Here is a 14,395-nt window from a genome sequence, read left to right on the forward strand (position 1 = left end):
TTGCGCCCATGCGGCAGTTGCTTCAGCTTGTTCCTGCAGGCGTCCGGCGATAGACCTTGCGCTCGGGGTCAATCGTGCGCGCGGGTCGGAGTTTCTCAGATTGGATCGTTCGGGGCAGACAGTGGTCGGCGACCACGTTTCTGCTCACCATGCTCGCCGTCGCGATTTCGACCGCGGGCCGGATCGGGCTGGACTATGCCGGCGCGACGCTGCCCTACGCGACGTTCTACCCTGCGGTGGTGTTCGCCGCGCTGCTCGGCGGCATTCCCGCGGCCATTTTTGCCGCCTGGCTGTCTGCCACCGTGGTGCTCGTCGGCTTCACCGATCGTCCCGATCATGCCGAGGCGATCAACCTCGTCGGATTCCTGAGCACCGCGGCGCTGATCATCTGGCTCGGGCATCTCTGTCGCGGCGCGCTGATGGAGCTGAAGCGCAGCGAGCATGCGCGCGAGTTGCTGCTCGGCGAGCTGAGACATCGCGTGAACAATCAGCTCGCGTTGTTTCAGGCGATCGTCAGATCGAGCCTGTCGGGCGAGGATCGCGCCAAAGGGGAAGCGATCGCGCTGCGGCTCGACGCCGTCGCGCGCGCCAACAGTCTCGCCTGGTCGGACCACCGCCTGATGACCTTGCGCATGCTGCTCGACGTCGAGCTGCAGCCGTATCGCGCCTCCGGCGCCGTGACGGTGGACGGCCCGGACATGCCGTTGGGACCGGAAGCGGTGCGTAATCTCGCGCTGGTGTTCCACGAACTTGCGACCAACGCCGTCAAATACGGCGCGCTGCGCGGCCAGGGTGGACGACTCGAGGTCCAGATCGCGCAGGAGGGCGGCCGCGGCAGCGTGGCCTGGCGCGAGCTCGGTCCGCACCCGATCGAGCCGCCCGGGAAAGAGGGCTTCGGCACGCGCATGATCCGTGCGAGCCTTGCGGCGATCGGCGGCAGCATCGAGCAGGATTATCGCGACGAAGGTCTGGTCTGCCGGATCAGGTTCGACGCGGCGATGTGAAGGCCCGGTTCCTCGCAGGCGTCGCATGTCTCGCGGCGCGTGGCATGGCTGCGATGCGAAACGCGCAGCGGCGTTGCTGCGTATGTGTTCGATGGAACGGCGCGACATGCTGCTGCTGGCTGGATTGCTGCTGCTGGCACTCACCATTACCTGGGTTGGCACGGAATATGTGCTGAACCATGTCGTGATCCCGCTGATCGATGACTGAGAGCCGGCGGCGCCGCGACCATCGGATTTGCGTTGCGTTCGCGTTGTCTGTCCGCCGCGCGGAACGAGGCTCGGCTTGATCGCCGGCACGAAACGCTTCACCATTCCCGGCAGAACAACGAAGCGGCGACGCCGCTTGGGCGGGAGACATCGGATGCAATGTTACGAGCTGCAGGGGCCCGGCGGAATCGATGCGCTGGCGCTGGTCGACAAGCCCGTGCCGCAGCCGGGGAGGGGCGAGGTGCTGGTGCGGCTGACGGCGGCGAGCATCAACTATCGTGACCTGATCACGGTGAGGGGCGGCTACGGCTCGCGGCAGAAATTTCCGCTGGTGCCGCTGTCCGACGGCGCAGGCGTGGTCGAGGCGGTCGGTGAGGGCGTCACAGCATTCGCGACCGGCGACCGAGTCATCGGCAGCTTCTTCGAGAGCTGGACCGGCGGCGAGCCGAGCGAAGCGAAGATGCGTGCGGCGCTGGGCGGCGCCGTCGACGGCACGTTGACGGAGTATCGGGTGTTTCCCATGCACGCGCTGGTGCGGACGCCGGCGCATCTCACCGACGTCGAGGCCGCGACATTGCCGTGCGCCGGCGTCACCGCCTGGAGCGCGGTGATCAAGCTCGGCGGCATCAGGCCCGGCCACACCGTGCTGACGCAAGGCAGCGGCGGCGTCTCGATCTTTGCGCTGCTGATCGCGAAGATGGCCGGCGCGCGGGTGATCGCGACGTCGTCGAGTGAAGCCAAGATCGCGCGGCTGAAGGCGCTCGGCGCCGATGTCACGCTGAACTACAAGCAGGTGCCGGACTGGGGCAAGAAGGCGCGCGAGATCACCGGGCAGGGCGTCGATCTCGTGGTCGAGGTCGGCGGCGTCGGCACCTTGAACGAGTCGATCCGCGCCACCCGGATCGGCGGCACCATCGCCTTCATCGGCGTGCTCGCCGGTGCGCCGGCCTCGGAGCTGCGGCTGCCGCTGATGGTGATGCAGCAGCAGCAGCTGCAGGGCGTCACGGTCGGCTCGGTCGACGATCTCCAGGCGCTGGCGAACGCGCTGACGCTGCATCAGGTGAAGCCGGTGGTCGACCGCGTGTTTCCGTTCAGCGAGGCGCGCGAGGCGTTCCACTACATGGCGAGCGGCGCGCATCTCGGCAAGGTGACGATCGCGATCGGGGATGAGTGACCACGCTGCTGTCGGCGACTGCGTCATCGAAGCAGGGCAGCACTCTTAGCCTCACTCTCTCCGCCGTCATTCCGGGGCGCGTCGCGCAGCGGCGCGAGCCCGGAATCCATAGCCACAGGATGCTGTGCGACGCGAGCTGGCCGGTATGCTCGTCTTCGCCACATGCACAGTCGTGGTTATGGATTCCGGGCTCGTCGCTGCGCGCCGCCCCGGAATGACGGCGAGAGAAACGGGCTGCTAATGACGTGGCGGTTTGCGGTGCTGTTTTGGCAGCTTCAATTGCCAGCGGCCGTTGCTGCGTTCGACAGAGGCCGGGAATGGCTTCATCTCGGTGCCGACCTTGAAGGTGGCGATGAGCTTGACGCGGTCGTCGCCGTCCCAGCCGTCGAACTCGTAGAAGGTGTAGTCGTCGTCAGGGGTGAGATAGGACCAGCCCCCCAGCTTGAGGTCGAACGGCGCGGCAACGATCTCCATCCCGTTGCCGCAGCCGGAGGGACCTTCGCTGGAGCAGACCGAAAACAGCCAGCGGCGGCTTGGCGAGGCGTGCGGCGGCGAATGGATCTTGGTCTCGATGCCGCGATTGAGCCAGAGCAGCATCCATTGCACGCCTTCCCAATAGCCGATCTCGATCAGCAGGAGTTCGTGCTCCGGAAAGTAGCCGACGAGCTTGTACTCGACCGAGTCGTCCTCATGTCCGGGTAGGTCATCCGGAAGTCGGGTCACGTAGCTTCTGGTGGAACCATCCTTGAATGTGATTTCCAGCGACTTGCCGTTGCGCCTGACGACATCGTTCAACTGAGCGAGGCAGGCCTGCTCGTCGCGGTCGAGGTCGGCCTTGCCGGTGTCTCCTTTGCAGCGGCCGTCTTGTGAAGGATGCTCCGACATCGCGTAGGGGATGTCGGCCGAGGCCGCGGCCGGACCAATCGTGGTTGCCAGCGCGACAAGAAGCAAAACGAAGATGCATTGCATTTTATTGATCCAGCGTTGCCGCTTTGGGTTCAAAGCAGCGCTGGTGCGTGCGGTCAACCTTGGATCGGATCGCCTGTCGGCTTCTTGCGCGCGGGCAGCGTCATCGCGATCACACCAATGAGGACACAGGTGAGGCCGATCCAGGCGGTCGGCGCGAGGTGCTCGCCGAGCCCGGCCACGGCGATCGCAACGCCGATCGAGCCGAGCGTCTGCACCAGGCGGAAATAGATCACCATCGCGGCCGCAGTCGAGACGGTCGCGAGCGCGACCAGCGCCAGCACCGAGCGCAGTGACGGTGCCAGCGTCCACGGATGGTCGACGACCAGCGCAAGCGGGATCAGCACCGCGGCGCCCGACAGCAGCGATCCCGCGGCCGGCAACATCGGATCGAGTCCCTTGAAGCTCTTTCCCATGATCGCCGCACCGGCATAGCAGATGGTGGCGGCGACGATCGCAATCTGCGCCCACAGCTCGCGGCCAAGCCCGCCCAGCGCCTCGGTGCCGACGATGAGGCAGGTGCCGGCGAGTCCGGCGGCGACGCCGACCAGCTTGCGCAGGGTGACAGGCTCGTGGTGCGTCACCAGCGCGGTCAGCAGGAAGGTGAAGATCGGCGAGGTCGCGTTGAGGATCGTCGCAAGACCCGCCTCGACGGTGCGCTCGGCCCAGGCGATCAGCGTGAATGGCACGACGCTGTTGAGACCGGCCTGGATCACGAAGCGACGCCAAATCGTCCGGTCACGCGGCCAAGCGAGGCCGCGGCTGCGGATGATCGCGGCCAGCAGCAGCCCCGCAATCAGCGTGCGCGCGGCGATCAGGGTCAGCGGCGGAATGGTTTCGACGCCGATCTTGATGAAGGTGTATGAGGCGCCCCACAAGGTGGACAGAACGAGCAGGAGGGCGAATTCTGTCGTGAGATCGGAGCGGCTCTGCATGGTGCCTCGCGGGCGGGAGAATGGCTTCTCCTAGCCGGGCGGCGGCGCGTGATGTTTCGATACGGGGCGAACTGTTCGTGGAAGGAAGCCGAAGCCATTCCGATCGGTGCATAGCGTCCCTGGATCGCTTCGCTGGCGCTCGCGATGACGGAGCCTGTGGGGCCGGCGATGTCAGCCACACCCGTCATTGCGAGCGGAGCGCGGAGCGAAGCAATCCAGACTGGCGATCCGATGAAGATCCTGGATTGCTTCGTCGCCTACGGCTCCTCGCAATGACGCCGTTGCGAGCTTGCGCGGTCGCTCCGATCAGTTCGCCGGCATGCTCTTCTCGACCAGCTTCACCCAGTACGATGCGCCGGCGCTGAGGATGTTGTCGTTGAAGCGGTAGGCCGGGTGGTGGCACTCGTTGCCGGGGCCCATGCCGAGGAACACGAAGGCGCCCGGACGCGCCTCCAGCATGAACGCGAAATCCTCGCCGCCCATCAGCGGAATGGCGCGGTCGTTGACACGCTCAGCGCCGGCGACGTCGCGGGCGACGTCGGCGGCGAAAGCCGCCTGCGCAGGGTGATTCATCGTCACCGGATATTTGCGCTCGTAGATCGCCTCGGCCGAGCCGCCATAGGCGCGCGCGGTGGCCTCGGCGACCTCGACGATACGCCTCTCGACGAGATCGCGGATCTCCGGATCGAGCGTGCGCACGGTGCCCAGCATCTCGACCGTCTCGGGGATCACGTTGAAGGTGGTGCCGCCATGGATCGAGCACACCGAGATCACCGCCGACTTCAACGGATCGACGTTGCGGGCGACGATCGACTGCAGCGCGTTGACGATCTGCGAGGCGATCAGGATGCTGTCGACCGCCCGGTGCGGGCCGGCGCCGCCATGGCCGCCCTTGCCGGTGACCTTGATGTGGATCGCATCAGCCGAGGCCAGCATCGCGCCGGGCGAGATTTCGAAATGGCCTTCGGGCACGCCCGGCATGTTGTGCATGCCGTAGACCTCCTGGATGCCCCAGCGCGTCATCAGCCCGTCATCGACCATCGCCTTGCCGCCGGCGCCGCCTTCCTCGGCCGGCTGGAAGATGACGATGGCGGTGCCGTCGAAATTGCGGGTCTCGGCGAGATATTTCGCAGCGCCCAGCAGCATCGCGGTGTGGCCGTCGTGGCCGCAGGCGTGCATCAGGCCCGGCGTCTTCGAGGCGTAGGGAACGCCAGAGGTTTCCTCGATCGGGAGCGCATCCATGTCGGCGCGCAGGCCGATGGTCCTGCCGGAGGCCGACTTGCGGCCGCGGATCACGCCGACCACGCCGGTGCGGCCGATGCCCGTCACCACCTCGTCGCAGCCGAATGCGCGCAGCTTGTCGGCGACGATGCCGGCGGTGCGATGCACCTCGTACAGCAGCTCGGGATGTTCGTGGAAGTCGTGGCGCCAAGCGGCCATTTCGTCGGAGAGCGCGGCGATGCTGTTGAGGATGGGCATGAGGACCGGATGACTCGCTGAAGTGGATCGGGACGCTGCAGTGGATGCGGCCAAGCCAGCCGGCAGCACCGCGCGGTGACCGACTATGACCCGGTCAAAAAAGCCAGGCAAGTTGCCGCCGGCCATGGCGCCATGCGCGGATGCGCGGTCACCTCGACGGACCACGCCGGGCGTTCCGGATTGCGGAACGGGAGTCAGGTGAGCGGGGCGGGGGCCGGCACGCGGGGATATTTGCGCTCGGGTGGTACCTCCAGGCGGAAGGCCCGCAGCTTCGGCTCGTCCCACGCCGCCAATGGCGTGCCGCAGACGCCGCAGTCGAACCGCCCGGCAGCGCCAATGGCGGAGGTCGATTCCGCGATCTCGTAGGCGGCACGGCAATGGGGACACGTCACGCTGGATATCTTCATGAGATCACGCTCCCAAACAGCTCGACCAGACGCCTTGAACCAGATCAATGCGGTCCAGGTCCATGAACCGACGTCACCGCGTCCGGTCGTCACGCCTCCTCGGCCTGCCATGGCGTCGGCGCCTTGGTGAAGGCGCGCCACGCCTCGCGCAACGGCTCCTCCACGCCGGCCATGGCATGCGACTGCCAGCCGGTGATCGCGGCGGCCGCGATCGCCGCCTCGGTGGAGGCGGTGCCGAGGGTCTCGATCACGCCGGCGGTGACCGCCATGTCGTTGTAGTGGCCAAGCTGTTCCTGGAAGCCGGCGAGCGTCCTGGCATATTTCTTCGCCGATTTGCTCGCGCCGTAGAGCGGCAGCAGGAAGTCGATGCTGTAGCGCAGCTTCTTCAGCGCGAGACGCAGCCGGTGGCGCCGCTCGGCCGACAGCTTCTTGAAGCGGCGGCCGCGCTTGAGCACCTTCTGGTGGCGCTCCGACAGGACAGGCCCGGCGAAATCGATCGCGGGCGCCGCGAGGCGTCGGAGATCGTCGGGGGAGACGTCGTTGCGCCAGCCGCGGGTCTCGATCCATTCGCCGAGGCCGAGCACGAAAGCGGCGCAGCGGCGCTCGGCAAGCGCGATGCGCAGCGTGCGATAGGCGAGATCGCGCCGCCGCTCGGCGAGCGCCCGGAGCGAGTCGAAGCCTGCAACAGTGGGGCAGGCCTCGGCGATCTCGGGCAGCGTATCGGTCAGGAACACGTCGAGGTCGCGCGCCGCCGAGAGGCTCTGTGCCAGCCAGCGCGCATCCGCCTCGAGACCGTCGAGCGTCGCCGAGGTCCCGAGCGGCCGCATCAGGTGCAACGCGGCGCGCAGGCGGCGCAGCGCCACCCGCAACTGATGCACGCCTTCCGTATCGCGTCCGTCCTCTGCCGCAGGCATGGCCTGCAGCAGATGATGCAGGCCGCCGCGCAGGACGAGGGCGAAGCTCTCGTCGAGAGACACCGCCGGATCGAGGCGCAGCTTGGGCGGCTTTTCGGCCCCCGGCGCTGCTCCGGCTGCGAGGTCGAAACCGCGCGCGGATTTGCTGCGGATCGAAGGTCTGATCGGTCCGTGATCGGCGATGCGCTGTGCGATCTCGTAGATGGCGGCGGGGTTGCCGCTCTTGAGCTCCAGCTCGATCTCGCTCACGATCTCACGGTGCTCGCCGGCCTTGATGACACCGCTGTCGAACGCGATCTCGATGGTCGCACCGGGCAAGTCGAGCATGCGCGCGTGACGATGCACGTCGGTCGTGAACACCGCCTCGAGCGTTGCCTCGGCCAGCGCGGAGCGAAGCTCCTCCGGCAGCAGCGCGGCCGCCAGCACCGGATCTGGCGCCAGCGAGCTGACGCTGGCCTCCCACTCTCCGCGCTTGAGCGGGTCGTCGCTGTGCTGCTCTTTCACGGTCTGCACGAAGCGCGAGCCGCTCTGGCGCACCCGCAAGGTGAAGCCGTTCTTCCACAGCGTGCGCTTCGGCGTGTCGTAGTAGACCGATGTCAGATGCTTGCGCGAGCCCTTGTTGCGCGCATGCGCGGTGACGACCGGTGCGTTGTTGAAGCCGGCGAGTTGATCGGGCGCGACGAGGAGTTTCAGCTCGATCTCGTGGCCGCTGCCGGCCGCCGGATCCGGCAAGGACGGCGCCGCGACCTCCACGCCAAGCGCTGCGGCATCCTCCTGCGTGGCCGCGTGATCGGCTAGGTGCTGCGCAGTCAAGCGATCGGCGGCGCCACCGGGATCGCTGCTCGCCGACTCACCACTCTCCCGCACGCCGACCGCATGGCCACTGCCGTGGATCGACGCCGGTGCGTTCGAATCGGGCATGTGTCGATTCTGTAACCGTTTAATGACAGTCATCTCTCGTATAGCTGCAGCCGGCACAAAGGGACAGTGGCATTTCTCGCAGGCCGTCGACGATGCGCGACGCGCCAGAGCTTACCGGTCGCATTTTTTGTTGCTGCTTCAATGACAAGTGCTCGCGCTTCCGGCCGGCAGGTGCTCACGAAGATATGTCCGTCGCAGCCGCAATGCACCGTCGTGCGGCCGCGCCGCCACAGGCGGAACTTCAGATCGAGCCGGTGAGCATGAAACGCGTGGCGATGAAGACGGCGGCTGCGGTGGTCGCAATGCTTGCGGCGGCCACGAGGCCGCGGCCGCGACGCGCCAGCGCGCGGGAGCGCTCGCGCGGATCCTGCGCCGGATCGAAGGATGCGCGCCGGCTGCGCCGGTGGCGTACCGCCTGCACCCAGAAGGCAAGCGCAGCGATGCCGGTTACCACTGCAAATACGGTTGTCACGCCTGCGGCAAAGCCGAGATCGACACCGACGCTTTCCAGCATCGCCCGCAGATGCACAGCTAAGCGGGCCAGGAGAGTTGCGGCATAGTCGGCTGCTGCGGCGCCGGTGTAGAGCAGAACGGCAGTCCAGACCACCGCAGCCATCGCAATCAGGATCGACACCAGCACGGCGAGGCCGTCGCCTGCCATGAAGCCGATCGAGGCGGCGATCAGCGCCAGCGCCGGCATCACGTTGCCCATCGGGATCGGCAGGATGATGGTGACCGCCATCAGAAGCAGCGGCAGCGCGAGCAGCATCCGCGCCGGCCGGCCGGTCAGCCAGACCAGCCGGTCCTCGCGCAGGCCGCGTTCGGCATAGCCCGCCCAGTCGAGACCGGCGCGGATTATCTTGCGCAGCAGCCGCTGCGGCACCGGCCGGCGGCGCAACTGTTCGGGCAGCCATAGCCGCTCGGCGCCGAACAGGATCTGCAGCGCGACCAGCGCGACAAAGGTGCCGAACACCATGCCGAATGGGCCCGGCAACGGGATCAGCGCCGGCAGGGTCAGCAGCAGCAGGGTCAGGCCAAGACCTTCCGATTCCAGCCGGTCGAACAACTCGCCGATCGACGGCTCCTCGGACCGCACCGTCCGGGCGATCGCGAGCAGCCGGCGGCTGATCGGCCCGTTGTGACGGCGCGGCGCCGAGGAGTCCTCGTCGTCGGATGTGACATCATTCATTGTCACGCAGCAACCTCATGTCCTCTGATCGGCCTCACTTCATCGGCTCGACCGCAGGCCGCGTCTTCCATAGCGAGTACGCGATACCTGCGCCGAGCAGACTGAAGGTGATGCCGAGCGAAATCGCGGGCGGAAACTTCTCCAGCCCGAGCAGGTCGGCCAGGAAGATCTTCGAGCCGATGAAGATCAGCACCGCCGCCAGCGCCAGCTTGAGATACTGGAAGCGATCCACCATCGCGGCAAGCGCGAAATAGAGCGCGCGCAGGCCGAGGATCGCGAAGATGTTCGACGTGTAGACCACGAAGGGGTCGGTCGAGATCGCGAAGATCGCGGGCACCGAGTCGACCGCAAAGATGACGTCGGCAAATTCGATCAGGATCAGCGCCAGGAACAGCGGCGTCATGAACCAGGTCGGCTTGCCGCGCGCATCAGGCTGGCGCACGAAGAAGCGCTCTTCGTGCAGGCGGTCGGTGACGTCGAAGCGGCGGCGCACCCAGGCCAGCGCCGGGTTGGCGCCGATGTCGTGCGGCGTGTCCGTGAACACCAGCATCTTGATGCCGGTCGCGACCAGGAACAGCGCGAACAGATAGAGTACCCAGCTCGCCTGGGCGACGATCGCGGCGCCGAGCCCGATCATGATCGCGCGCAGCACGATGACGCCGACGATGCCCCAGAACAGCACGCGGTGCTGATAGGCGCGCGGGATCGAGAAGTAGCTGAAGATCATGGCGATGACGAAGACGTTGTCCATCGCCAGCGCCTTCTCGATCGTGAACGCGGTGAGATAGGCGGTGCCGGCCTCGGCGCCGATTTGCCACCACATCCAGGCGCCGAAGGCGAGGGCGAGCATGATGTAGATGCCGCTCATGACGAGGCTCTCGCGCACCGAGATCTCGCGCGTCTTGCGATGGAGGATGCCGAGATCGAAGACGAGGAGGGCGAGCACGATTGCGAGGAAGGCGAGCCACATCCAGACGGGCTTGCCGGCAAACGCGATGAGCAGGAATTCCACGACGGGTCCCTCTTTCAAGCCGGTGAGATTGATGTCAGGTCCGACATCGTGAGCGCACCGGCAGCTTCACCAGAGGGGCCCGGACCAGGGGTAGGCGACGGACGTATGTGTCTGCCGATTGGTTTTCAAGAGCCTGCGGTTTTCAAGAGCCCGCCGTTCGCATCTGCGTTCAGCAAGATGAACGGCGAGGTGCGACAGAGTGTCTGCTGCCCGGCGGCCGTCTTGCGGCCGTGCGGCGGTGAACTAATTCCAGAGGGCCGGAGATCCGGGCCCCTCTGATAGTCCGTGAGACTATGATGTCGGACTCTCTTTCATGACCGCTGCCGCTGGCGGTATTGCGCACTTCGGGCGCTATTGAGGAGTTTGACGAGATGCGGCCCCACGCGTCGCTTGTTGCTATCGGGCCTTGCGGCTCTCGCCCCCACATCACCATCCCAACAATCGTTACCCCGCTCAAACCTCCCGGCATCGCCTGGAGGGGCGGCGGTGATCGTGATGGAACCGGAGCGCCTGCTCGCCACTTTGTATGGAACCTGCGTGCTGGAGCGCGCTGGCATTTTGTGTACGGGAGACAATCGTGACCACGGGGGGTGACCAGGTATCGATCGCGAAGGCGCCGCCGTCGCGCCCGGCCGTGGCAACGCGCCGCCTCTTGATGATCATCAATCGCGGCAGCCGCTCCGGCGGCGAAGCGGCCGGCGTTGCCGTGTCGCGGCTGAGCGCAGCCGGCTATGATCTCGTGATCTCGGCGCCGCATAGTCCGCGCGAGGTGGCGCCGTGGATCGAAGCACATGCCGACGATGCGGAGGCGGTCGTCGTCGCCGGGGGGGACGGCAGCCTGAACGCGGCTGCGCCCGCACTGCTCAAGACCGGCCTGCCGCTGGGCATCATTCCGGCCGGCACCGCCAATGACCTTGCCCGCACGCTTGGCCTGCCGGCGGATATGGAGGCCGCGGTCGATGTGATTGCGGCCGGCCATCGCCGCCGGATCGATCTCGGCGAGGTCAACGGGCACCCGTTCTTCAACGTCGCCAGCCTCGGCTTGAGCGCCGAGCTCGCGCGGCAGCTGACCAAGGAAACCAAGCGGAGGTTCGGCCGGCTCGGCTATGCGCTCACGGCGCTGAAGGTGCTGACCAATGCACGGCCGTTCCGCGCGATGATCGTATCGTCCGACGGCGCGGTGCGGGTGAAGACACTGCAGATCGCGGTCGGCAATGGCCGCTACTACGGCGGCGGCATGGCGGTCGATCACCGCGCCGAGATCGACGATTCCCATCTCGATCTGTATTCGCTGGAGATCGGCCGCATCTGGAAGCTGCTGGCGATGGCCTATGACTTCCGCAAAGGCCGCCACGGCCTGTGGCAGGAGGTGCGGGCCTCGCGTGATACATCGTTCGAGATCCGCACGCGCCGTCCGCGCCGGATCAATGCCGATGGCGAGCTCGTCACCTTCACGCCGGCGCGCTTCTCCGTGCTGCCGCGTGCGGTCACGGTGTTCGTGCCCGAGGTCGCAGCGCAGGACCGCACCTGACGCGCGGCCGCTTGATCCGCCGTTCGCGGACACTCGATTTCGACTGATCACCCGATTGAGAGACCCATGACCAAGCAGACCCGCTTCAATCTCTGGTACGCAATCGTCGCGATCTTCGTCGCGATGATGATCCACAATGCGTGGACGAGCTATCGCCAGGTCGCCGTCATTCCCTACAGTCAATTCCAGGACCTGCTCGCAGCCGGCAAGGTGAAGGAGGTCGGCGTCTCCGAGAACTACCTGGAAGGCACGCTGAAGGAGCCGCTGCCCAGCGGCCAGTCGCGCTTCGCGACGACGCGCGTCGACCAGGAGTTCGCCAAGGAGCTCAGCAAGGCCAACGTCACCTTCACCGGCCGCGTCGAGAGCAACATCCTCGGCGACATCCTCTCGCTGGTGATGCCGATCGCGCTGTTCTTCGGCGTCTGGTACTGGCTGTCGCGCCGGATGATGGGCGGCGCCGGCGGGCTCGGCGGCGGCCTGATGCAGATCGGCAAGAGCAAGGCCAAGGTCTACGTCGAATCCAACACGGGCGTTCGCTTCGACGACGTTGCCGGCGTCGACGAGGCCAAGGACGAACTGCGCGAGATCGTCTCGTTCCTGAAGGATCCGAAATCCTATGGCCGTCTCGGCGGCCGCATGCCCAAGGGCGTGCTGCTGGTCGGCCCGCCCGGCACCGGCAAGACGCTGCTCGCCAAGGCGGTCGCGGGCGAGGCCGGCGTGCCATTCTTCTCGATCTCGGGCTCGGAATTCGTCGAGATGTTCGTCGGCGTCGGTGCCGCGCGCGTGCGCGACCTGTTCGAGCAGGCCCGCGCCAAGGCGCCCGCGATCATCTTCATCGACGAGCTCGATGCGCTCGGCCGCGCCCGCGGCATGGGCCCGTTCGCCGGCGGCCATGACGAGAAGGAGCAGACCTTGAACCAGTTGCTGGTCGAGCTCGACGGCTTCGATTCCTCGACCGGTCTCGTGCTGCTCGCGGCGACCAACCGGCCGGAGATTCTCGATCCGGCGCTGCTGCGGGCCGGCCGCTTCGACCGCCAGGTGCTGGTCGACCGGCCCGACAAGCCGGGTCGCATCCAGATCCTGCAGGTGCATCTGAAGAAGGCCAAGCTCGCCGCCGACGTCGATCCGGAGAAGGTCGCGGCGCTGACGCCCGGCTTCACCGGCGCTGATCTCGCCAACCTCGTCAACGAGGCGACCTTGCTGGCGACGCGGCGCGGCGCCGACGAGGTCACGCTCGACGATTTCAACAATGCGATCGAGCGCATCGTCGCCGGTCTGGAGAAGCGCAACCGGCTGCTCAATCCGAAGGAGCGCGAGATCGTCGCCTATCACGAGATGGGGCACGCGATCGTTGCGATGAGCCTGCCGGGCACCGATCCCGTGCACAAGGTCTCGATCATCCCGCGCGGCGTCGGCGCGCTCGGCTACACCATCCAGCGCCCGACGGAAGATCGCTTCCTGATGACGCGCGAGGAGCTCGAGAACAAGATGGCGGTGCTGCTCGGCGGCCGCGCCGCGGAGCTCGTGGTCTACGGCCATCTGTCGACGGGCGCCGCCGACGATCTGCGCCGCGTCACCGACATCGCGCGCTCGATGGTGACCCGCTACGGCATGTCGGAGCAACTGGGCTCGGTCGCCTATGAGCGCGACAACCAGTCGTTTCTTGCGCCGGGCGTCTCACGCAGCGCCGAGTATGGCGAGGCCGCAGGGGATGCGATCGACGCCGAGGTGCGTGCGATCGTGACGAACGCGCTGGAGCGCACCCGCAAGCTGCTCCAGGACAAGCGCGACGTGCTGGAGCGCGCGGCGCGCCGCCTGCTGGTCAAGGAGACGCTCGACGAGAGCGAGCTCGCCGCCCTGCTGAAGCAGGACCAGCGCGCCGGCGATCTCGTTGTGGCAGCGAAGCCGATATAGTTGTCGAGTCGGGGAGCAAAGGCGCGGCCGTGCGGTCTCCACGATCGGGATTGTGTAGCGCCGTGCCCATCGTCTTGGCAATGAGCTCGCCGCACGACGATGGGCACGCTGCCGGCTGACGGCGGCTGCTTTGCCCACCCTACGGCGGCCACGCTCACCGCCGCGGCCACATCCGGGCCAGCGCCTCGTCCTTCTTGACAAACGCGTGCCAGAGCGTGGCCGCAATGTGCAGGCCGACCACGAGATAGACCAGATAGGCCAGCGTATCATGCGTGATCTCGCCGGCATGGGCGATCGTCCTGTCGCCGGCGAACAGGCGCGGCCAGCTGAAGGTCCCGAAATAGCGCAGCGAGTAGCCGCCGGCCGACGAGAACATGTAGCCGGTGACGGGCATGATCAGCAGCAGCGCATAGAGCGCCCAATGATTGAGCTGCGACAGCGCGCGGACCATCGGTCCGAACGTGGCCGGAGCGGCCGGCGCCGTGGTGCGAGCCCGCACGATCACGCGGATAATGGCCAGCATAAACAGCGTGACGCCGAGCGATTTGTGAACCTCCAGCAGCTCCCGCCGCGGCGACGTCCCGGCCGGCTGAAGGCCGCAATACAGCCCGATCAGCATCGCTGCGATGAACAGCAGGGCGGTCGCCCAATGAATCCATCGCAGCAGGGGATCGTAGCTCGCGATCGTCTCGGGCATGTCGGGCTCGTCAGTGGTGAATTCCGGCGACCTGCTTAGTCGCGG

13 protein-coding genes are annotated in these 14,395 nt (G+C 66.8%); 5 read left to right on the plus strand and 8 right to left on the minus strand.

What is annotated here, in order from left to right; genetic code table 11:
- Nucleotides 1–149 precede the first annotated feature (149 nt).
- From QX041_RS02820 to QX041_RS02830, 3 genes are all read left to right on the plus strand, one after another.
- Nucleotides 150–1,004 carry an HWE histidine kinase domain-containing protein gene (locus QX041_RS02820; protein WP_315714808.1) on the plus strand — a complete coding sequence of 285 codons (855 nt, stop codon included), beginning with the start codon at nt 150–152 and terminating at the stop codon, nt 1,002–1,004.
- A gap of 25 nt (nt 1,005–1,029) precedes the next feature.
- Nucleotides 1,030–1,212, plus strand: a complete 183-nt coding sequence (locus tag QX041_RS02825) for a hypothetical protein (RefSeq protein ID WP_315749324.1) — start codon at nt 1,030–1,032, stop codon at nt 1,210–1,212.
- 153 nt (nt 1,213–1,365) lie between these two features.
- Entirely contained in the window at nt 1,366–2,385 is a 1,020-nt protein-coding gene (locus QX041_RS02830) for an NAD(P)-dependent alcohol dehydrogenase (RefSeq protein ID WP_316164437.1), read from the plus strand.
- Between the two features lie 237 nt (nt 2,386–2,622).
- On the opposite strand, the gene QX041_RS02835 is transcribed toward QX041_RS02830, so the two are convergent.
- From QX041_RS02835 to QX041_RS02865, 7 genes are all read right to left on the minus strand, one after another.
- Nucleotides 2,623–3,354: a hypothetical protein gene (locus QX041_RS02835; RefSeq protein WP_316164438.1), complete on the minus strand. Its 732-nt coding sequence runs from the start codon at nt 3,352–3,354 to the stop codon at nt 2,623–2,625.
- A gap of 53 nt (nt 3,355–3,407) precedes the next feature.
- On the minus strand, nt 3,408–4,286 hold the full coding sequence (locus tag QX041_RS02840; protein WP_316164439.1) for a DMT family transporter: 879 nt from the start codon (nt 4,284–4,286) through the stop codon (nt 3,408–3,410).
- Between the two features lie 306 nt (nt 4,287–4,592).
- A complete protein-coding gene (locus tag QX041_RS02845) occupies nt 4,593–5,765 on the minus strand; it encodes a M20 aminoacylase family protein (protein ID WP_315714803.1) in 1,173 nt (390 codons plus the stop codon).
- 194 nt (nt 5,766–5,959) lie between these two features.
- Nucleotides 5,960–6,172 carry an MJ0042-type zinc finger domain-containing protein gene (locus QX041_RS02850; RefSeq protein WP_315749332.1) on the minus strand — a complete coding sequence of 71 codons (213 nt, stop codon included), beginning with the start codon at nt 6,170–6,172 and terminating at the stop codon, nt 5,960–5,962.
- 89 nt (nt 6,173–6,261) lie between these two features.
- Nucleotides 6,262–8,007 (minus strand): CHAD domain-containing protein, encoded by a 1,746-nt coding sequence (locus QX041_RS02855; protein WP_316164440.1) that lies wholly within the window; start codon nt 8,005–8,007, stop codon nt 6,262–6,264.
- Nucleotides 8,008–8,248: 241 nt separating this feature from the next.
- On the minus strand, nt 8,249–9,202 hold the full coding sequence (locus QX041_RS02860; RefSeq protein WP_410051845.1) for an exopolysaccharide biosynthesis protein: 954 nt from the start codon (nt 9,200–9,202) through the stop codon (nt 8,249–8,251).
- A gap of 28 nt (nt 9,203–9,230) precedes the next feature.
- Nucleotides 9,231–10,208, minus strand: a complete 978-nt coding sequence (locus tag QX041_RS02865; RefSeq protein WP_316164441.1) for a TerC family protein — start codon at nt 10,206–10,208, stop codon at nt 9,231–9,233.
- 577 nt (nt 10,209–10,785) lie between these two features.
- Here QX041_RS02865 and QX041_RS02870 point away from each other — a divergent pair.
- Both QX041_RS02870 and ftsH read left to right on the plus strand, forming a co-directional pair.
- Entirely contained in the window at nt 10,786–11,739 is a 954-nt protein-coding gene (locus tag QX041_RS02870) for a lipid kinase (RefSeq protein ID WP_315749338.1), read from the plus strand.
- Between the two features lie 66 nt (nt 11,740–11,805).
- Nucleotides 11,806–13,653, plus strand: a complete 1,848-nt coding sequence (ftsH, locus tag QX041_RS02875) for an ATP-dependent zinc metalloprotease FtsH (protein ID WP_315826287.1) — start codon at nt 11,806–11,808, stop codon at nt 13,651–13,653.
- 154 nt (nt 13,654–13,807) lie between these two features.
- On the opposite strand, the gene QX041_RS02880 is transcribed toward ftsH, so the two are convergent.
- Complete coding sequence (locus tag QX041_RS02880; RefSeq protein ID WP_315826286.1) at nt 13,808–14,350, minus strand: cytochrome b; 543 nt, start codon at nt 14,348–14,350, stop codon at nt 13,808–13,810.
- Between the last annotated feature and the right edge of the window lie 45 nt (nt 14,351–14,395).

Source organism: Bradyrhizobium sp. SZCCHNRI2009, from assembly GCF_032485115.1.
Lineage (GTDB): Bacteria > Pseudomonadota > Alphaproteobacteria > Rhizobiales > Xanthobacteraceae > Bradyrhizobium.